Annotated in this window: 18 protein-coding genes; 4 read left to right on the top strand and 14 right to left on the bottom strand. The window is 46.3% G+C overall.

Annotation, left to right across the window (positions count from 1 at the left end; genetic code table 11):
- Positions 1-10: 10 nt before the first annotated feature.
- Positions 11-379, top strand: a complete 369-nt coding sequence (locus CIK90_RS03945) for a DUF4834 family protein (RefSeq protein ID WP_094391267.1) — start codon at positions 11-13, stop codon at positions 377-379.
- Between the two features lie 80 nt (positions 380-459).
- Here the strand turns inward: CIK90_RS03945 and pyrH are convergent, their stop codons facing one another.
- Positions 460-1,170, bottom strand: coding sequence for a UMP kinase (gene pyrH, locus CIK90_RS03940; protein ID WP_094436613.1), 711 nt, complete (start codon positions 1,168-1,170; stop codon positions 460-462).
- Between the two features lie 51 nt (positions 1,171-1,221).
- A complete protein-coding gene (locus tag CIK90_RS03935; RefSeq protein ID WP_094446555.1) occupies positions 1,222-1,923 on the bottom strand; it encodes a biotin--[acetyl-CoA-carboxylase] ligase in 702 nt (233 codons plus the stop codon).
- 484 nt (positions 1,924-2,407) lie between these two features.
- On the opposite strand from CIK90_RS03935, the gene CIK90_RS03930 reads away from it, so the two are divergent.
- Positions 2,408-2,860 (top strand): nucleoside deaminase, encoded by a 453-nt coding sequence (locus CIK90_RS03930; RefSeq protein ID WP_094446554.1) that lies wholly within the window; start codon positions 2,408-2,410, stop codon positions 2,858-2,860.
- A gap of 42 nt (positions 2,861-2,902) precedes the next feature.
- On the opposite strand, the gene CIK90_RS03925 is transcribed toward CIK90_RS03930, so the two are convergent.
- Positions 2,903-3,259, bottom strand: a complete 357-nt coding sequence (locus CIK90_RS03925; RefSeq protein WP_094446553.1) for a response regulator — start codon at positions 3,257-3,259, stop codon at positions 2,903-2,905.
- Between the two features lie 22 nt (positions 3,260-3,281).
- Positions 3,282-4,736, bottom strand: a complete 1,455-nt coding sequence (gene xylE, locus CIK90_RS03920; protein WP_094464395.1) for a D-xylose transporter XylE — start codon at positions 4,734-4,736, stop codon at positions 3,282-3,284.
- 510 nt (positions 4,737-5,246) lie between these two features.
- Between xylE and rpsO the strand changes: the two genes are divergently transcribed.
- Positions 5,247-5,516 (top strand): 30S ribosomal protein S15, encoded by a 270-nt coding sequence (gene rpsO, locus CIK90_RS03915; RefSeq protein WP_094391272.1) that lies wholly within the window; start codon positions 5,247-5,249, stop codon positions 5,514-5,516.
- A 135-nt stretch (positions 5,517-5,651) separates the two neighbouring features.
- Here the strand turns inward: rpsO and folK are convergent, their stop codons facing one another.
- Genes folK through CIK90_RS03885 form a run of 6 tightly spaced genes read right to left on the bottom strand, consistent with a single transcriptional unit; the run spans position 5,652 to position 10,015 of the window.
- Positions 5,652-6,119 carry a 2-amino-4-hydroxy-6-hydroxymethyldihydropteridine diphosphokinase gene (gene folK, locus CIK90_RS03910; protein WP_094464394.1) on the bottom strand — a complete coding sequence of 156 codons (468 nt, stop codon included), beginning with the start codon at positions 6,117-6,119 and terminating at the stop codon, positions 5,652-5,654.
- Entirely contained in the window at positions 6,112-7,254 is a 1,143-nt protein-coding gene (gene queA, locus CIK90_RS03905; RefSeq protein WP_094391274.1) for a tRNA preQ1(34) S-adenosylmethionine ribosyltransferase-isomerase QueA, read from the bottom strand. Before queA ends, folK begins: the two co-directional genes overlap by 8 nt.
- Positions 7,251-7,991, bottom strand: coding sequence for a tRNA pseudouridine(55) synthase TruB (gene truB / locus CIK90_RS03900; RefSeq protein WP_094464393.1), 741 nt, complete (start codon positions 7,989-7,991; stop codon positions 7,251-7,253). The genes queA and truB overlap by 4 nt, the downstream gene beginning before the upstream one ends.
- 56 nt (positions 7,992-8,047) lie before the next feature.
- Entirely contained in the window at positions 8,048-8,845 is a 798-nt protein-coding gene (locus CIK90_RS03895; RefSeq protein ID WP_094436601.1) for an undecaprenyl-diphosphate phosphatase, read from the bottom strand.
- Positions 8,842-9,108, bottom strand: a complete 267-nt coding sequence (locus CIK90_RS03890) for a DUF3098 domain-containing protein (RefSeq protein WP_094391277.1) — start codon at positions 9,106-9,108, stop codon at positions 8,842-8,844. Before CIK90_RS03890 ends, CIK90_RS03895 begins: the two co-directional genes overlap by 4 nt.
- A gap of 28 nt (positions 9,109-9,136) precedes the next feature.
- Positions 9,137-10,015, bottom strand: a complete 879-nt coding sequence (locus CIK90_RS03885) for an ABC transporter permease (protein ID WP_094391278.1) — start codon at positions 10,013-10,015, stop codon at positions 9,137-9,139.
- Positions 10,016-10,135: 120 nt separating this feature from the next.
- Here CIK90_RS03885 and CIK90_RS03880 point away from each other — a divergent pair, with 120 nt between their 5' ends.
- Positions 10,136-10,912 carry a radical SAM protein gene (locus CIK90_RS03880; RefSeq protein WP_094464392.1) on the top strand — a complete coding sequence of 259 codons (777 nt, stop codon included), beginning with the start codon at positions 10,136-10,138 and terminating at the stop codon, positions 10,910-10,912.
- Positions 10,913-11,681: 769 nt separating this feature from the next.
- Here CIK90_RS03880 and lpxA read toward each other — a convergent pair.
- From lpxA to CIK90_RS03860, 4 genes are all read right to left on the bottom strand, one after another.
- Positions 11,682-12,464 carry an acyl-ACP--UDP-N-acetylglucosamine O-acyltransferase gene (lpxA, locus tag CIK90_RS03875; RefSeq protein ID WP_094391280.1) on the bottom strand — a complete coding sequence of 261 codons (783 nt, stop codon included), beginning with the start codon at positions 12,462-12,464 and terminating at the stop codon, positions 11,682-11,684.
- Between the two features lie 90 nt (positions 12,465-12,554).
- The gene (locus CIK90_RS03870; RefSeq protein WP_094391281.1) at positions 12,555-13,949 is read right to left on the bottom strand and encodes an efflux transporter outer membrane subunit; all 1,395 of its coding nucleotides are present in this window, start codon (positions 13,947-13,949) and stop codon (positions 12,555-12,557) included.
- Positions 13,950-13,991: 42 nt separating this feature from the next.
- Positions 13,992-17,252 (bottom strand): efflux RND transporter permease subunit, encoded by a 3,261-nt coding sequence (locus tag CIK90_RS03865; RefSeq protein WP_094464391.1) that lies wholly within the window; start codon positions 17,250-17,252, stop codon positions 13,992-13,994.
- Positions 17,253-17,333: 81 nt separating this feature from the next.
- Positions 17,334-18,545, bottom strand: a complete 1,212-nt coding sequence (locus tag CIK90_RS03860) for an efflux RND transporter periplasmic adaptor subunit (protein ID WP_094391283.1) — start codon at positions 18,543-18,545, stop codon at positions 17,334-17,336.
- Positions 18,546-18,652: the final 107 nt, after the last annotated feature.

The raw sequence follows: 18,652 nt of genomic DNA, 5'->3' as shown, positions 1-18,652 counted from the left end.
CCCTATAGTCATGCTTAAAGCCATAGGAGGAATGATCCTCTTTGTTTTTTTCTTTATCGTGTTTCTTGTCCTACTTGTGGGGGGACAGGTGTTGCGAATGATTCGCCGCATGCAGAGACAGATGCGTGATGCTGCAGGCGAACATGCCAGACAGTATCGCAACGAGACTGGACGGCAGCGCCAACAGTATGACCGTCGTGCACAGACGGCTGGTTATACCAATAGTCGATGGGAGAATGAAACGGTAGAGGAAGATCCTGTCGAGGTGCATACCACGACACAATTTGGTGAAACCATCATAGACCGCAGAGGTCGTGAAAACAAGAAGATCTTTGATGATGGCGATGGAGAATACGTCGATTTCAAGGAAGAGAAATAATCCAAATAGTATATCAATATAACAAAGCGAGCCGCAACATTCTGTGTTGCGGCTCGCTTTGTTGGTATAAGTAAGTGGGATTAAGGATGTACGAGGGTTCCAATTTCCTCACCTTCCATGACTTTCTTCAGATTGCCCACCACGTCCATGTTGAATACATAGATAGGCAGATTGTTGTCCTGACACATGCAGATAGCGGTAAGATCCATGACCTTCAAACCGCGTGACAATACTTCTTTATAGGAGATTTCGTCAAACTTAGTAGCGGTTGGGTCCTTTTCGGGGTCGGCGGTATAAATGCCATCTACGCGTGTGCCCTTCAGCATCACGTCGGCTTCTATCTCTATGCCACGCAGACTACTGCCGGTATCGGTAGTGAAATAGGGGTTGCCAGTACCTGCAGAGAAGATGCATACCTGTCCTGCTTCCATCGCCTCGATAGCTTTCCATTTGGTGTAGAATTCGCCGATAGGCTCCATGCGGATGGCTGTCAGCACCTTGTTCTTCACACCGATAGCTCCCAAAGCTGATGATAGTGCCAGCGAATTGATTACTGTGGCGCACATGCCCATCTGGTCGCCTTTCACGCGGTCGAAGCCTTTCTGACTGCCGCTAAGTCCGCGGAAGATGTTGCCACCGCCGATGACGATACCAATCTGTACGCCCATCTCACTGACTTCCTTAATTTGTCGGGCATAGTCGCTGAGGCGTTCTGCGTCGATGCCGTAACCTTGATTGCCCATCAAACTCTCACCAGAGAGCTTCAGGAGGATTCTCTTAAATCTTGCCATATTATCTTTGTTTTTTATTGATTATTGTCTATCATCATGTAGTAGGGGTGTTCAGATCACAAACGATACTTCTTTGAAAGCATAGCGGCGTCGCTCCCCATCTTCGGTCATCAGTACCAGGTGTCCGTCTTCCTCCACATCTTCTATGCGTGCCATAAAAGCGCCTTGCGCATCGCAGTAGGGGTGAAAGCCTTTTCTGCGGTATAGGGCCTGCATGTAGCGTTCCCTTACATCCTGCAGCATATAGCTTTCAATGCGACAGATAATATCTTCCAATAGTGCTTGCCGGTTGGTTTCCTGTCCGGTTATCTGCCAGAGCGATATGGGGTTTGGGGCATCGCTTTGAAATTCGCGTTGGTTTACGTTGATGCCTATGCCCGCAATGCTATCGCATATCTGCATGCCTTTCAGTCTGTTTTCTATCAGCATGCCACAGATCTTAGCATTTCGCCAATAGATATCGTTAGGCCATTTCACGCTTAAGTCGCCTATATATTGTCCTAATGCGTCGGTCACCGCCAGTGATACTGCCATAGAGATATGAAACTGTCGGTTGGCTGGTACGTGTGTGGGGTGCATCAATACCGAGAACGTGAGGTTTTTGCCTCGTTCCGATTCCCAATGGTTTGATCCTTGTCCGTGTCCATCTGTCTGATAGTTTGCCCATACCACACAGTCTTCATCACCGCCATGTTCTCTCAGCCATCGGTTCGTGGAATCTGTCTCCTCGATATACACTATTTTTTCTTTCATAGTACAAAGGTAGTGCAAACCGAATGGAATACAAAATAAAAACTCGTTTTTATTTTTATTCCCGAGGTGCTGCCTACTTAAGATGGTAATCACTGGTTAGTGAAAACCAAAATCGGATGGTGGTCGAATGGTGGTCGAAAACCCCACAAAATGACAATCGACCACACCTATAATAGATTGAAGGATAGTATGATGCAAGTATCGGTGGTCGAGTGGTCGAATTTTTTTGAAAACTGAATTAACTATATGTGTAGGTGGTACGACCATTCGCCTGTGATTTCTCTTGCTTACAACAGCAGGCAACTTGCTGTTTTGATGGCTGTTTGATAGCAGGTGTTTGATGATAACGCGTTCGCGTACGCAAGCATGCGTACCTTTATTAAATGAAACAAGGTATATGATATTTTAGTGTGAAAACGGTTTTCTTCTGCATTTATGATCCTTTTCTGAGGATATTCAACTATTTTTTTGTAATTTCGCAACCATGACACAAAAAGAACAATTGAAAACCGACGAACGCTATATGCGTATGGCATTGGTGGAAGCTGAAGCTGCTGGAGCAGCAGGTGAAATTCCTATTGGTGCTGTAATCGTATGTCAGGGCAGGGTTATTGCCCGTGCCCACAACCTCACGGAAACTCTCAACGATGTTACTGCGCATGCTGAGATGCAAGCCATAACGGCAGCTGCAAACGAATTGGGAGGGAAGTATCTGACCGATTGCACACTCTATGTTACCGTAGAGCCCTGTCCTATGTGTGCAGGTGCATTGGGCTGGGCGCAGATTCCGCGTATTGTCTATGGTGCTGCCGACGATAAACGAGGATTCCATGTCTATGCCCCCAAGGCATTACACCCCCGTACAACAATAAGTGGCGGCATTCTTGAGGAAGAATGTCGCCAACTTATGCAAGATTTCTTTAGAAGCAGACGATAGTTGTCATCGTGTGACTATCGTACTGGTGGTGAGGTTTCGGTTTTATTCACCGATATACTTTGCGATGGTTTCCAAACACTTTTCTCTGCTAAATGGCTTCGATATGAAATCGCAGCAGCCAGCTTCGAATGTGGCTTGGCGGTCGGTTTCAAAAGCGTTTGCAGTCAATGCGATGATGGGGAGGTCAGGATGTTTCTCCTTGATGAGGCGTGTTGCCTCAAGACCATCCATCACGGGCATCTTCATGTCCATCATGATTAAGTCGAATTGTTGTTGGTCAGACAGTTCAACAGCTTCTTTGCCGTTGCTGGCGCGTACCACTTCATATCGATTTCTCAATACGTAAGTCATCAGCACGTAGTTGCTTTCGTTGTCTTCTGCTACTAAGATACGTTTCATATTCATTTCTTTTGTTTTATTCTTATTTTCTGTCTTTCCAGAGTTTGGTCATATCCTCCAAGGTCTTGCCTTTGGTCTCAGGTACCAACTTCCATACGAAGAGAGCTGCCAACACACAGATAACACCATAGAGGCTATAGGTGAACCAATAACCCAGACTGTTGGCCAAGGGGACAAACGATGTTGATACGATCCAGTTGAATATCCACTGGAAGGCTACGGCAATGGCTACTGCTGCACCGCGGATGGTATTGGGGAATACTTCGGCGATGAGTACCCAGCAGATGGGACCCCATGAGAACATGAACGAAGCTGAATAGATCATGATAGATACCATGCAGACGAGCTGCAGTTCGGGATTGCCGAAGGTGCATGCTACACCGATAGCACCTATTGCCATGCCGAGAGAACCAACGATGAGCAAGGGCTTACGACCGAGCTTCTCTACAGTGAAGATTGCTACACAGGTGAAGCTCAGATTGACGATGCCGTTGAATACGGTAAGCATCATAGGATTGTCGAAACCCATGGCTTCATAGATGCGTGGGGCATAATAGAGCACAGCATTGATACCTACTGCCTGTTGGAATACCGACAACATCACACCAACAAAGATGCAAAGGAATCCGTAGGTCATGAGTTTCTCGGTCTTCTCTGTAACGGTGTTCTTAATGTCAAACAGAATCTGTTTGGCTGCTGCTGCACCATTGATCTTTGCAAGGATGCGCTCTGCTTTGGCATCTTCGCCAATCATAGCAAGATAGCGTGGTGTCTCAGGTACAAAGCAGATGAGGATGGCAAACAGTCCGGCTGGAATCATTTCCGATCCAAACATATAGCGCCAGCCAGTCTCGATAGCCCATTGGGCTTCTGTGCCGTTGAGTATTTCGTTCAAACCGCCACCAACACTTGCAATGGCTGGGGCAATATGGTCGCCAAGGATGAAGAAGTTGACGAAATAAACCACCAACTGTCCGAAGATGATAGCAAACTGGTTCCATGATACCAACATGCCACGAATACCACTTGGCGCAATCTCACCAATATACATGGGGCAAACAGCAGAGGCAAGGCCTACGCCGATACCACCTATCACACGATAGAGATTGAACACGATGAGCAGGGTGAGGGTGGGTTTGCCTTCGGGCAACAACATGCTCTCAGGACACATAGAACCCCATGCCGATATGAAGAACATGATGCCGGCGAATATCAATGAACGTTTTCTTCCAAATTTTGTAGCAAGCAAACCAGAGATGGCTGAACCGATGATACAACCGATGAGGGCACTTGAACTGGTGAAGCCATGCCAGAAATCGGTATATTGGAAGTCTTTAGCTCCCATAAAGAAGGCTTGAAGTCCTTTCTCTGCGCCAGAGATTACTGCGGTGTCATAACCAAAAAGAAGGCCGCCTAATACGGCAACCATCACAATAGAAATCAAATAGGATCTGCTTCCTGTTTGCTGCTGTTCCATAGTTTTTGTTTTATAATTATTGAAGTGTATGATTTGTTTGCACAAAAGTAACATTTTTTTGGAACTAACACGGCCTTTTTGCTTGCTTTTTAACGTTTTTTTGAGGAATAATGCATAAATGCATACGTTATAGGGGATTTCCTGCTAACAGGCTGCGTTTTGGTGATTGATGTGCTCTTTTTCTAGTTCCTATTAAAAATTGGGAAACGAATGGGAAAATAAAGGTAGCAGAAGGGAGAAATTCGTACCTCTAATCTTCCATAGTCATGGCACTTTTTCTCGCCATGGCATAATTAAAGCGAGCTTTATTCTGCTCATGGTTTAACGAAAACGTCCAATTTTAGCTACTCGCATTATGAAAATAAATAATTATATAAGGTTTTATTTGGTTTTTCGCTCACTTATTCGTACCTTTGCACCCGCATTTGAAAATGTGAACCGCCGTGATGAAGATGGGGAGCATCTGAAAGATGTCATATTATTAACAATTTAATTAAATCATCAACAATTATGTATTTAGATTCAGCTAAGAAGAAAGAAATCTTCGAGAAGCACGGACAGTCGGCTACTGACACCGGTTCTATCGAAAGCCAGGTAGCTCTGTTCACCTATCGCATCAGTCACCTCACCGAGCATCTGAAGCAGAACCGCAAGGATTTCGGTACAGCTCGTAGCTTGACCAAAATGGTAGGTCGTCGTCGTAAACTTTTGAAGTATCTCTACAACAAGGACATCAACCGCTATCGTGAACTGATCAAAGCCCTCGGACTGCGTAAGTAATAACGAAAGGTACATAACAAAAATTATCCCGCTGACTCGTAAGAGAAAGCGGGATAATTTTTGTTATAGCATATTGACGTGATGTTTTTCTACCGTCAGCATGATGCTTGATTACATTGTAGTATCAATTATTCGCTACATAACTTTTCGCAGAATTTCGTGAAGGGGAATCATTACGAAATCGCGTTCTTCCATTAACGGGTGGGGAATGACTAGCTCGGCACTGTCTATTTGCAGATCGTCATAGAGCAGTATGTCGATATCGATTGTGCGGTCAGAATAGCCATGATGGCTATCGGTTTTGCGCTTACGACCCATATCGCGTTCAATGGCTTGCGTCAGCAGAAGCACTTCGTGGGGCGTATGATTGGTGTGACAACATACTGCGCCGTTGAGGAAACGGTTGGAAGATTCAAACCCCCAAGGTTCGGTCTCTATCCATGATGATCGACGAATGACCTTGCCGATGCGGCGACCTATCTGTCTAACTGCCTCGTCGAGCATTTCCTGACGGTTGCCCAGATTGGAACCTAAAGCGAGATACACCTCATGGAGGTGATCGTCGCTTGTTGTCTCTGTCTGTTGCTGAGAAGTGTTAGTCATTAAGGATGAGCATTGCATCGCCATAGCAACCGAACATGAAACCATTTTTGACGGCAGCTTCGTAGGCGTTGTAGATGAGATCGTAACCACCGAAGGCGGCGGTTGCCATCATCATGGTTGATTCGGGATGATAGAAATTGGCTATCAGCGAATCTGCCAGATTGAAGTTGTAGGGTGGGAAGATGAACTTATTGGTCCAACCAGAAAACTCTTTCAACATGCAGTCGGTGCCGACGGCGCTCTCTGTAGCACGTAGGGTAGAAATGCCGACGGCGCAGATTTTACGACCTTCCTTCTTGGCATTATTGACTGTAGAGCAGGCTTTACTGTCGATAATCATCTGCTCGGAATTCATTTTGTGCTTGGTGAGGTCTTCTACCTCAATGGCGTCGAAACTGCCAAGACCACAGTGTACGGTGATGTAGGAGAAGTCGATACCACGGATTTCCAAACGTTTCATCACTTCGCGGCTGAAATGGAGACCTGAGGCTGGAGCGGTAACAGCTCCTTCATGGCGGGCATAGATGGTCTGGAAGTTTTCTTCGTCTTCGGGAGTTACATCACGTTTGTCAACGATATAGCGTGGTAGTGGGGCAGAGCCCAAGGCAAAGAGCTCGCGCTTAAACTCATCGTGGGGACAGTCGTAGAGAAAACGCAATGTGCGTCCACGGCTGGTGGTATTGTCGATGACTTCTGCTACCATAGGCCCGTCTTCATCGAAGAAGAGTTTGTTGCCAATACGTATCTTACGTGCTGGTTCTACGAGTACGTCCCAAAGACGCAGTTCCTCATTGAGTTCGCGAAGCAGGAATACTTCAATCTTTGCGTCGGTCTTTTCTTTGGTGCCATAGAGGCGTGCAGGGAACACCTTTGTATCGTTGAGAATCATTACGTCACCTTCATCGAAATAGTTGATGATGTCGCGGAATAACAGCGGTTGATTGGTGTCGTTTCCTTCATCATCTTTCTTGAAGATGTCGAATGTTTCGCTTTTGCGGTGTACAACCATCAGGCGACATTCATCGCGCCGATATACTTTATCAATGGTTCCGTCTTCATTTTCGAATGCTTTGTGTGGTGGCTCAAGGGCTACCTGTGACTCGGGCAACTTGAATTTAAATTGTGACAGTTTCATTGCTTATAGTTTTTTAAAGTTGTTTTTTTCTTCTTGATGTCTTCTATATCTTGTTGGGCAAGCCATGCAGGGAAATCGTCCATCTGGATGCAATGTTCGATGCTGACTTCGCCCAAACGGGTGCGGCGTAGTGCGGTGAGGTAGGCACCGCTTCCTAATGCGCGACCGATGTCGCGTGCAAGCGACCGGATGTAAGTGCCTTTTCCACATACCACTCGGATGGAGAGCTGCATGAGCTGTTGGTCGAATGACGTTACCTCAATCTCGTCGATATGTACGGTTTTGGCTGCAAGCTTCACTTCTTCGCCGTTGCGCTTCATGCGGTAGGCACGTTCACCGGCTACCTTGACTGCCGAATACTGTGGTGGCACTTGCTGGATATCACCGAGAAATTGTGGCAGCGTGTCGTCGATGAGCTGGCGTGTGATATGCTGGGTAGGGTAGGTCATATTGACGGTATGCTCTTTGTCGTAGCTGGCTGTGGTAGCACCGAGTTGCAGCGTGGCTGTATATTCCTTGGTGTGGTACTGCATGCGCTCAATCTCCTTGGTCATTTTGCCGGTACATAGTATGAGTACACCAGTGGCAAGGGGATCGAGTGTTCCTGCATGTCCCATCTTCACTCGTTTTACGCCAATCTTACGGGATACGAGATAGCGGATGTGTGCCAACGCGCCGAAACTCGACATGCGATAGGGCTTATCGATATAGATGACTTCTCCTTGTGTAAAATTCATATATTTTATTTAGAATATGTCCTAACCAGGTCAGGGGCATAAGGTAAATGTGAGTATTAAATGAGTGAGCAGATGATGGTGATAGCACCTGCTATGGCACAATAGATACCGAAATAGATGAGCTTGCCTTTCTTCACGATGTTGATCATCCACTTGCAGGCAAGGCATCCAGACAAGAAGGCTGCAACGAATCCTACTACCATGGGGAAGGTGTCGATGCCGCCAAGGGTTTCTTCTCCTTTCAGTCCTTTCAATAGGTCGAGTAATGCCTCACCAAGGATGGGAGGGATGACCATGAGGAACGAGAACTGTGCCATCTTTTCTTTCTTATTGCCTAATAGGAGACCTGTGGCAATGGTAGTGCCAGAACGGGAGAGTCCGGGCAGTACGGCAAGAGCCTGACCTAAACCGATGATGAAAGCATGCAGTGGACTGATGTTTTCACGCTGACGGGGCTTGGCAAAGTAGGAGAACGACAGAAGTAGTGCTGTTACGAGAAGCATGCAACCTACTATGAGCAGGCCCGAACCGAATATTTCCTCTACTTGGTCTTTGAAGAACACACCCACGATGCCCACAGGTATCATAGAGATGATGATGTTGAGGGCGTATTTGGTTTCATCGTTCATCTGGAATTTGAAGAGTCCTTTCAGTATCCAGTCGATTTCTTTCCACAGAATAACTAAGGTGCTCAATACCGTGGCAACATGTACCATGATGGTGAAAGTGAGGTTGTCTTCACCGTTGATGTCGACGAGATAGGCGCCAATGGCGAGGTGACCGCTACTGCTGACGGGGAGATACTCTGTCAGTCCCTGGATGAGTCCGAGTATAAGTGCTTCAAACCAATTCATTGTGCGCAACCCTCCTCTGTTTCGTTAGCTGTTGTCTCGGTGTTTTTGGGCTTGCGCATCACACCATAGATCATGAATACAAACCCGAACAAGCAGGTGATAGGAGCTATGGTGATGCGGCGTGTGCTGAAGATGTCGGCATTGTATGCCTCTAAGTCGGAACCGCTGCCACTCATCAGAATGAATCCGATGATGACGATAGCCATGCCTAATGCCAAAAGCAGATAGTTGGTGCGGTCAAAAGCGAGATTTCTTTTGTTCATAATGTATTGTTCGCAAATTGATGTGTTGTCAGATTTTGTAGAGTTCGCCAGCTGTCATTCTCAAGAAACGGTTGACGGCAAGCCATGCACAGAGGGCTGTGATGAGCAAACCGAAGAGAAATACTGCTACGCCGGTGATAGTAAGTTCCACCCAAGTGATGACGGTTAGTATGCCAGGCTGCATCACGTAGAGTCCGTAGAAGCATCCGCCCAATACGGCAATGGCTATGAGTGCAGCGATGATACCCACTCCCATGGCATGGTAAAGGAACGGACGACGGATGAATCCCCAAGAGGCACCCACAAGTTTCATGGTGTGGATGAGAAAACGTCGTGCATAGACGCTAAGTCGGACAGTATTGCTGATGAGCGAGAAGGAAACGCATGTCAGCAGGATGGCAAGCACAAGGAGGATGATGCTGATACGGCTCAGATTGTAGTTGACTTGATCCACAAGGTCTTCCATATATGCTACGTCGCTAATGCGGGCATCCTTGCGTAACTCTTTGGATATGATGCGCAAGGAGTCGCGGTTGGCGTAGTTGGCATTGAGCCATATCTCCAGTGTGGCAGGAAACGGGTTGAAGCCGAGAAACTCTGATGGGTCGCTGCCCAACTCCTTAATCTGTTCGCGCTGTGCCTGTTCTTTACTGATATAGTCGATATGGTGTGACCATGGCTTATGATAGAGATCGCGGCAGAGCAGGTGGCCCTGATTGACCGTGACATAGTCTTTCAACATGACGCTCATGGTCAGATTTTCTTTCATGTGGTTGGATAAGTTGCGTGCCAATAGTACGGAGAATACCACCATTCCAAGCAAGATAAGCACCATGGCGGTACTGATGCATAAGGTGACTCCCTGCATACCTCTACGACAACTGATAGCTTTTCTTTTTTTTGCCATTGTTCCTAAATGTCCGTAATATACCTAATTTCTTGCAAAATTACAATAATTCACTCAGATTGCAAAACAAATTACGTTTTATTTGCTAATTTTGCAGTCGATAACAAAACATTTGGATTTATGAGTACAATTATCTATCCATCTCCCATCTTCGGTCCCATTCATAGCCGACGCTTGGGAATTTCGCTTGGCATCAACCTGCTTCCTGCCGATGGCAAGGTTTGCTCGTTTGACTGTATCTATTGTGAATGTGGGTTCAACGAGGATCATCGACCTCAACAAACGATGCCTACAAGGCAGGATGTTGCAGAAAAACTCCAACTGACACTACAGCGTATGAAAAGCGAGGGACAGTTGCCCGATGTGCTGACGTTTGCTGGTAATGGTGAACCGACATGTCATCCCCATTTTCCGGAAATTATAGATGATACCATTCGTTTGCGTAATGCATATTGTCCGGATGCCAAAGTCTGTGTGTTGAGCAACTCTACGCAGATTCATCGTCAATCGGTACATGATGCGCTGATGAAGGTGGATGACAATATTCTCAAACTCGATACCGTGGATAGCGCTTACATCCATCGGGTGGATCGTCCGGCTGGCAACTATGACGTCAACCAGATTATTGAACGTATGAAGGCTTTCAACGGACATGTCATCATTCAGACGATGTTTATGCGTGGGGATTGTAATGGTGAAAGTGTGGATAATACTGCTGAGGAATATGTGGTTCCTTGGCTTGAAGCGGTCAAGACGATTGCACCTCAACAAGTAATGGTTTATACGATAGACCGAGAAACACCTGCCCATGGACTTCTCAAAGCTACCCATGAACAGCTTGATGCCATTCGGGATCGGGTTGTTGCAGTTGGCATCCCTTGCTCTGCAAGTTATTAAATGCATTACGGGGGCGTTTTGTATTTGTTTGGCATAACCAGAAAGAGTCCGGAAATTGAAGTCTGCCATTCTCGTCAGGTTTGACATTTTTTCGTCGTGTCTTCGATAACTTCTCGTTCGTCTTTCGTTCTTAGATAGATCCTCGTTCGGTTCTCGATCGGTCTTCGATAGACTAACGAATAACGAACGAGAGACGAACGAGAAGCGAACGAGAAGTTAACGAGAACCAGTCGGGTGTTAATTGAAGACTCATGGTCCTTCTGTTGTAACCAGTTTGGGTTGTTGAATGTCGTTTCTGTAAACATAAATACCTTTTTTAATTGTACGATCAATAGTTTGTTACCAAGGTGCCTTCTTGTTTGAGAATTTATTCTCAGGTTGGTTTGCAAAGATACAATATCACAAAACCCAGATGTCCGCCTTTGTCACTCTCTATGCTTGTTTTTTATTTTATTTGACTTATTTATAGACTCTTTTGCATAGACTCTGCGTAAAAAATAACTAAACGCCTTTGATAGAGATGAGTAGTCAATCAATAGATGCTGTATCTTTTGTGGATAACAAGTCCATAATTGGTTGTTAGATGGAATGCAAAAACAATTTATCGATATTTGCTGATTTTGCTTTGAGATCCTAACAAAAACAAAATCATCCACAATACCAAATGTCTCGGTATTGCGGATGAAAGTATTATGATGTTCCGGCTACAAACAAACTGTAGTGGATGGTTACTGTTTGTTGTGCTCGGTGGAATTACCAAGCGGTTGGACTACATCTTAGAGATGATGCCAAGTTTGGTACCTTCGATAAACGAAATGATGTTGCGCACCTCTGGACCATCGGGCACCTGATCCTTGATCTGGTTGACGGCATCGAAAACTGATGTTTGACCGTGGAATACCAAGCGGTAGGCGTTGGCAATATGCTTGCGAACACGTGGGTCGAAACCTGCTGCTTCCATGATGACATTGTTAGGACAGCTGTATTTCACAGGTTTGCCACTTGCGATGATGTAGGGAGGAATGTCTTTCGAAAAGGTAGTACCTGCCTGGATCATGGCGAGGTCGCCCACACGAGTCTTGGCATTCTCCACCACCGAAGTGCTGTAGATGACACCATTGCCAATGACGCAGTCACCGGCAATCTTCGTACCATAGCCGAATACACAGCCATCACCCACTACAGTATCGTGGGAGATATGTGCACCTTCCATCAGGAAGTTCTTATTGCCCAATACGGTTTTGCTTCCTGCGTATGTGCCACGGTTGATGACAACATTCTCGCGGATGGTATTGTTGTTGCCAATTTCCACAAAGCTCTCAGCACCTTCGAAATTGAAATCCTGAGGTAAGGCAGCAATAACTGCGCCTTGGAACACTTTGTTGTTATTGCCCAAGCGTGTGCCGTTGAGGATACTTACGAAGGGGTAGAGTACGCAGTTGTCGCCAATCACTACATCGTCTTCGATATAGACAAAGGGGTATATTTTGCAGTTGTCGCCAATCTTTGCTTTGGGCGAAACGTCTGCTTTGGGACTGATAATACTTGCCATAATTTCTGATTTATATATTTATATAGATCCAGCAGCTAAATCGCCATGACAATGATGGTTGATATGCTTCCTGGATGTATCATCCGATGATTATTTTGCGCCACCTCCTAATGCATAGTAGAGATTTACCACTGCCTGCATCTTGTAGAAGTCATCAGCTACCTTTGAGAGTTGTACGTTGAGCAGTGAAGACTGCGCCTGGATTACCTCCAGATAAGAACCGCCAGCCTCTGACATCAACTTACGTGTATCCTCCACATTCTTCTCGAGTACGGCGATGCGTTTAGCCTCCACCTTACCCTTTTCGTCAGAATAGTTGTAGAGCACAAGGGCATTGCTCACCTCGCTACCAGCCTTCAGTACGGTGTTCTGCCAAGTATTGTAAGCCTGCTCGTACTGCATCTTAGCCACCTTCAAGCCGGCAATGATTCTACCATTCTGGAAGATTGGCTGAACCAATGAACCAACAGCAGAAAGCAACCACTTGCCTGGATTCACAATACCTGCACCAGCAGAATTGGTGAATGCACCTGTACCAGAGATGGTGATAGATGGATAGAACTTGCTGCGGGCAGTCTCTATGCCATAGAAGCACTGAGCCAGATTCATCTCGGCTGCGTGAACATCAGCACGGTTGTTGAGCAACTGGATGCCTACACCGGTAGAGAAGGTTGCAGGAAGACTCTGATTCTCCAGCTTGCCACGGGCAATGGAATGAGCCTGGTCGCCGATGAGAAGACTCAGGGAGTTCTCTGTCTCACGAATCTGGCGCATCAGGTCGGTCTTCTGAGTCAACACTGCATAGTAGTTGCTCTCGGCAGCCTGCACGGAAGTTCCGCGATAACCAATCTTGGTATCCTTCAGCACCTTCATGGTCTCCCAGGTATCCTTGGTCAATCCTTCCATATTGTTAACCAGCTCCACCTGCTTGTCGAGCATCAACAAGGTATAATACATGTTGGCGATGTTGGCGATGAGGTTGGTCTGTACAGACACCTGATAGTCCTTCAACTGGAGCAGAGCCATCTGGGCACTGCGCTTCTGAGAGAGCAGGTTGCCGAAGAGGTCAACCGTCCAACTGGCTGTAACAGGCAAGCTGTAAGTCTTGGTAGCAGCGTTACCATCCCAGGAAGCGATAGTTCCCTGAGGAGTGAAAGACAAAGAAGGCACGAATGCCAACTTAGCACATTTCAACTGTTCCTCTGCCATCTTCACGTTCAAAGCCGCATTGAGGAGGTTGACATTGTTGTTCAATCCCTTCTCAATGATCGACTGGAGCTGAGGGTCGGTGAAGACGCTGCGCCAAGGGATGTTGGCGAAGGTAGTAGTATCCTTTACAGCCAAAGTATCTGTATCAGAAGCTACATCGCGAACGATACCGCTGGTCTTCACATCCGGACGCTCATATTTTCCGTAGAGAGTCTTGCAGCTGCTCAGAGAGAGCGCTGCGAGACACAGTATGATGCATGTGATATTCTTTTTCATCTTTTGCTTTGCATTTATTATTCTACACTTGCGTGTTCTACCTTATTTCTTTGAATCTTTGCGGGCAGAAGCCTCTGCATACTGAGCCAGTTCTGCAGCAGCCTCTTCGTTGTCTTCATCGTCGAAACGGAGCGGAGAAATCTTCTCTTGCAACCATTGGAATACGGCGAATAGCGCAGGTACGATGAATATCTGGAGTAGGGTGCCAATCAGCATACCGCCTACAGCAGAAGCACCTAGAGTCTGGTTACCATTCTTACCTACACCTGATGCGAACATCAGTGGCAATAGACCGATAATCATAGCTAATGAAGTCATCAAAATAGGACGCAGACGAGCTCCTGCACCCAGAATGGCAGAGTATTTAATGGCCATACCCGTACGGCGACGCTCAAGGGCGAACTGTACGATAAGGATGGCATTCTTCGCCAACAGACCAATCAACATAATGAGTGATATCTGCATATAGATATCGTTAGCGTGGCCGAAGATGTTGGTGAAGGTGAATGCACCTGCCAGACCGAATGGAATAGAGAGTACTACCGACAATGGCAAGATGTAACTCTCGTACTGGGCACTCAGAATCAAGTAAACGAATACAATACAGAGTGCGAAAATCAGACCAGTAGAGTTGCTTGATTCAGCCTCTGAACGGGTCAAGCCAGAATACTCGTAGCTATAACCTTCGGGCAAAGTGGTCTTAGCCACTTCGGCAATTGCCTTCATACCATCACCTGAAGAATATCCCGTGTTAGGCGTTACTGATACGTCCATAGACGTAAACAGGTTGAAACGGGTGATGTTTGAAGGACCATAAACCTTCTTCAAGTTCACGAACTCGCTTACAGGAGACATGGTGCCATCAGCACAACGTACATAAATCTTGCTCAGATCGTCTGGACGCATACGACTCTCAGGTCCAGCCTGAATCATGACACGGTAGAGCTTACCGTAGGCATTGAAGTTAGATGCGTAGAGACCACCAAGATAACCCTGCATGACAGACAATACTGTTGATGGAGAGATGCCTGCCTGTTTGGTCTTTGCCACATCCACATCCACCATATACTGGGGATAGTTAGGGTTATACTGGGTCTGTGCAGTCTGGATTTCCGGACGGTCGTTGAGCTCCTTTAGGAAATTCTTTACAATATCAAAGAAACGGTTCAGATCACCACCGGTCTTGTCCTGCATGGTCATTGTAATACCACTCTGGGCAGAGAATCCTGAAATCATTGGCGGTGAGAATGCAAGGATCTGAGCATCCTTGATGGTTGCGGTCTGTTTGTAAATCATACCCAAAACTGAAGTATATTCCATGGGGTTGACGAACAATGCTTCGATGCCACCACCTGTCAGCGCACTCTTGATGCGATGGAAGAATCCACCTGGACGCTCCTCAAAAGGTTTGAGTTTGATGATGATAGTACCTTGGTTGGAACCGGCACCACCGATAAAGCTATAACCCATGATAGCTTCACGGCGCTGGATGGCTGGGTTGGCTTCCAGCATTTTGTCGATTTGCTTCACTACTTCGGTTGTGCGCTGCTGTGTAGTACCTGGGGCTGTAGAGATACAAACAAACAGTGTTCCAGTATCTTCGTTAGGTACCAAACCTGTTTTGGTGACACCCATTAGTGCTACAAAAGCTATAATACCTGTTGCAACAACACCTCCGGCGATGACGCCATGCCCAATGACCCACTGTACACCTTTCTTATATTTATTGGTAATCTTCTCAAACTGATAGTTGAATCCTGTATGGAAACGGTCGATGATCGACATTTTCTTCTCATGTCCTTCTTCGTGTGGTTTCAGGAAGATGGCACAGAGTGCAGGAGATAGTGTCAACGCATTGACGGCAGAAATTACGATAGATACAGCCATGGTCACACCAAACTCACGGTAGAAATATCCTGAGGTTCCACCGATGAATGATACAGGAACGAACACGGCTGACATTACCAATGTGATAGAGATGATGGCGCTCGAAATTTCGTTCATGGCATCGATAGATGCTGTAAGTGCACTCTTATAACCCTGGTCGAGTTTGGCATGGACCGCTTCAACCACCACGATGGCGTCATCGACCACAATGGCGATAGCCAACAACAAGGCTGACAGCGTCAATAGGTTGATGGAGAAACCGAATATCCATAGGAAGAAGAATGTACCAATCAATGCCACAGGTACGGCAATCATAGGTATTAGAGTAGATCGGAAGTCTTGCAGGAAGACATATACCACGACGAATACCAACAAAAGGGTGATAATCAGCGTAAATACTACTTCCTCAATAGAAGCAAAGAGGAATTCGGTGATGTCCTGCTCGATGGTGTATTTTAGGCCAGGAGGGAAGTTCTTGCTCAGTTCTTCCAGTTCCTTCTTAACATCGGTTGCAATCTGTGTGGCGTTAGAACCAGCAATTTGCTGTACCATACCCATTACGGCAGGTTGGCCGTTGTTGAGCAGGTTTACGCTATATACCAGACCGCCCAGTTCTACCTTGGCAACCTCGCCGAGGCGGAGTGTCTGACCAGAAGTATTGCTCTTGATGAGGATGTTCTCATACTCAATAGGAGTCTTCAAGCGACCCTTGTAACGCAGGGTGTATTCGTACTGCATATCAGAACTTTCACCAAAGCTACCAGGGGCAGCCTCGATGTTCTGTTCCGCTAAAGCATTGGAGATGTCAGATGGTACGAGACTAAACTCCTTCATTTTCTCAGGCTTCAGCCATATACGCATAGAGTAGTTACGGGTAGAAGGGCTCTGCACATCACCCACACCATTGATACGCTTCAACTGTGGAACCACGTTGATCAAAGCATAGTTGGTCACAAACTGGTCATCGTAGCGTCCGTCGTCTGTGGTTAGCGAGAACAGAAGCACGTTAGAACTCTGACGTTTGGTAACCGTAACACCTACACGTGTAACCTCGGCAGGCAACAAAGACAGTGCCTGTGATACACGGTTCTGCACGTTGACGGCAGCCATATCAGGGTCTGAACCCTGTTTGAAGTAAACGGTGATGCTGGCATAACCTGAGTTTGACGCAGAAGAGGTCATGTAGGTCATGTTTTCCACACCGTTGATACTCTCCTCCAGCGGGGCGATGACTGAATTCAATACCGTCTGGGCATCGGCACCTTGATAGGTGGTAGATACCGAGATAGTAGGCGGCGCGATATTTGGATACTGCTCAATAGGTAGCGATATCAAGCCGATGGTACCCAGCAAGACGAAGAAGATGGAAACCACCGTCGATAGTACTGGGCGTTTTATAAAGTTTGTAAATGTCATAATTTACTATTTTCTTTATACCTTATATTATAAATGGTTATTTGCTGAAGAATTGCTTCTTGCTTGATAGTGATGATGCAATTACTTCTTGCCGCTCATGGCTTTGGCAAACTCATGGGCATTGTCTTGCGACTCTGCGAGCTTGGCTGCTTCGGCTATCTTCTGATTGTAGCGCTCTAGTGTGATAGGCTTAATCTGTTGGCCATCAGTCAATTTGGTAATGCCTTTTACAACGATGCGGTCACCGGTACGGAGTCCAGAGGTCACAATGTAGTTCTTGCCGTCATCTTGTGGATTTACTTTGATTTCTGTATATTTCACTTTGTTGTCTTTGCCTACGGCATAAACAAAAATTTTATCCTGTACTTGAGAACATGCTTCCTGTGGAACAACGATGGCGTTGCTGTTGTCGTTAGAAATAACGATAGAGCCAGAACCACCGCTCTTCAGCAGTTTGTCGGGATTGGCAAAGTGTGCAATCAGCGATACGGCACCTGTAGAAGCATCGATGACGCCACTCATTTTTACAACCTTACCCGGTTGTTCGTAGAATGAACCATCTGCAAGTTGCAGTTTGACGGGAGGGAAGGCTGCGATGGCAGCCTGCATATTGCCGTTGTTTTTGCCCATATTCAAGAGTTCAGACTCAGATACAGAGAAGAAAACTTCCATGGTACTGATGTTTGAAACGGTGGTCAATGCCTGGCCAGAAGCGCTAACCAAAGCACCTTCTTTGAAGGGGAGACTTCCCACAACACCAGCCGAAGGACTCTTTACTACACACCATGCCAATTGTTCGCGAGCTGATGCCAATGCAGCTTCTGCCTGTGCAACCTGTGCTTCTGCGGTAGCAAGAGTATTGGCTGCGGTTGAAAGTTCGTACTCACCGATAATGTGACTATCGAAAAGATTCTTGTTGTTTTTGTAAGTCAGCTTGGCGGTGTTAGCCTGTGCCTTTGCCGTATTGACTGCGGCCTGACATTGACGGACAGCAGCTTGATAGGTCTCGCTGTCGATAGAGAACAATGGTTGACCGGCTGATACCGTTTGGCCTTCATGGACAAATACTTTTGTGATGAATCCTGAAACCTTTGGGCGAACCTCAACATCCTGAATACCTTTAATGGTGGCGGGGTACGTGGTTTGTAAAGCAGCACTTGATGTGCTGATGGTGCTTACGGCAAACTCGTCGTCACTGAAGTTGGGCAGACCATCCTTCTTGCTTCCTCCACATGAGGTTAAAATCGCGATTGCAGCAAAAACCGCAATGGTAATAACGTTTTTACTTTTCATACCTATTTATTTAAACTATTCGTAAATTCAATACTATTTGTTTGTGTACTGGAAAACCGAATATTTAAGTTTGGTTTTCAGAGTGCAAAGATACATAAAAAAAAATA

Origin of the sequence: Prevotella sp. P5-126 (assembly GCF_002251185.1) — a bacterium.
Taxonomy (GTDB): domain Bacteria; phylum Bacteroidota; class Bacteroidia; order Bacteroidales; family Bacteroidaceae; genus Prevotella.
This window is presented reverse-complemented; position numbering and strand designations above follow the sequence as displayed.

Coding starts and splice junctions, on each gene's coding strand:
- xylE (WP_094464395.1), bottom strand. CDS start 4,736: ATGGAACAGCAGCAAACAGGAAGCAGATCCTATTTGATTTCTATTGTG.
- CIK90_RS03890 (WP_094391277.1), bottom strand. CDS start 9,108: ATGAACAAAAGAAATCTCGCTTTTGACCGCACCAACTATCTGCTTTTG.
- CIK90_RS03885 (WP_094391278.1), bottom strand. CDS start 10,015: ATGGCAAAAAAAAGAAAAGCTATCAGTTGTCGTAGAGGTATGCAGGGA.
- queA (WP_094391274.1), bottom strand. CDS start 7,254: ATGAAACTGTCACAATTTAAATTCAAGTTGCCCGAGTCACAGGTAGCC.
- pyrH (WP_094436613.1), bottom strand. CDS start 1,170: ATGGCAAGATTTAAGAGAATCCTCCTGAAGCTCTCTGGTGAGAGTTTG.
- rpsO (WP_094391272.1), top strand. CDS start 5,247: ATGTATTTAGATTCAGCTAAGAAGAAAGAAATCTTCGAGAAGCACGGA.
- folK (WP_094464394.1), bottom strand. CDS start 6,119: ATGACTAACACTTCTCAGCAACAGACAGAGACAACAAGCGACGATCAC.
- CIK90_RS03930 (WP_094446554.1), top strand. CDS start 2,408: ATGACACAAAAAGAACAATTGAAAACCGACGAACGCTATATGCGTATG.
- truB (WP_094464393.1), bottom strand. CDS start 7,991: ATGAATTTTACACAAGGAGAAGTCATCTATATCGATAAGCCCTATCGC.
- CIK90_RS03895 (WP_094436601.1), bottom strand. CDS start 8,845: ATGAATTGGTTTGAAGCACTTATACTCGGACTCATCCAGGGACTGACA.
- CIK90_RS03945 (WP_094391267.1), top strand. CDS start 11: ATGCTTAAAGCCATAGGAGGAATGATCCTCTTTGTTTTTTTCTTTATC.
- lpxA (WP_094391280.1), bottom strand. CDS start 12,464: ATGGCAAGTATTATCAGTCCCAAAGCAGACGTTTCGCCCAAAGCAAAG.
- CIK90_RS03870 (WP_094391281.1), bottom strand. CDS start 13,949: ATGAAAAAGAATATCACATGCATCATACTGTGTCTCGCAGCGCTCTCT.
- CIK90_RS03880 (WP_094464392.1), top strand. CDS start 10,136: ATGAGTACAATTATCTATCCATCTCCCATCTTCGGTCCCATTCATAGC.
- CIK90_RS03925 (WP_094446553.1), bottom strand. CDS start 3,259: ATGAAACGTATCTTAGTAGCAGAAGACAACGAAAGCAACTACGTGCTG.
- CIK90_RS03860 (WP_094391283.1), bottom strand. CDS start 18,545: ATGAAAAGTAAAAACGTTATTACCATTGCGGTTTTTGCTGCAATCGCG.
- CIK90_RS03865 (WP_094464391.1), bottom strand. CDS start 17,252: ATGACATTTACAAACTTTATAAAACGCCCAGTACTATCGACGGTGGTT.
- CIK90_RS03935 (WP_094446555.1), bottom strand. CDS start 1,923: ATGAAAGAAAAAATAGTGTATATCGAGGAGACAGATTCCACGAACCGA.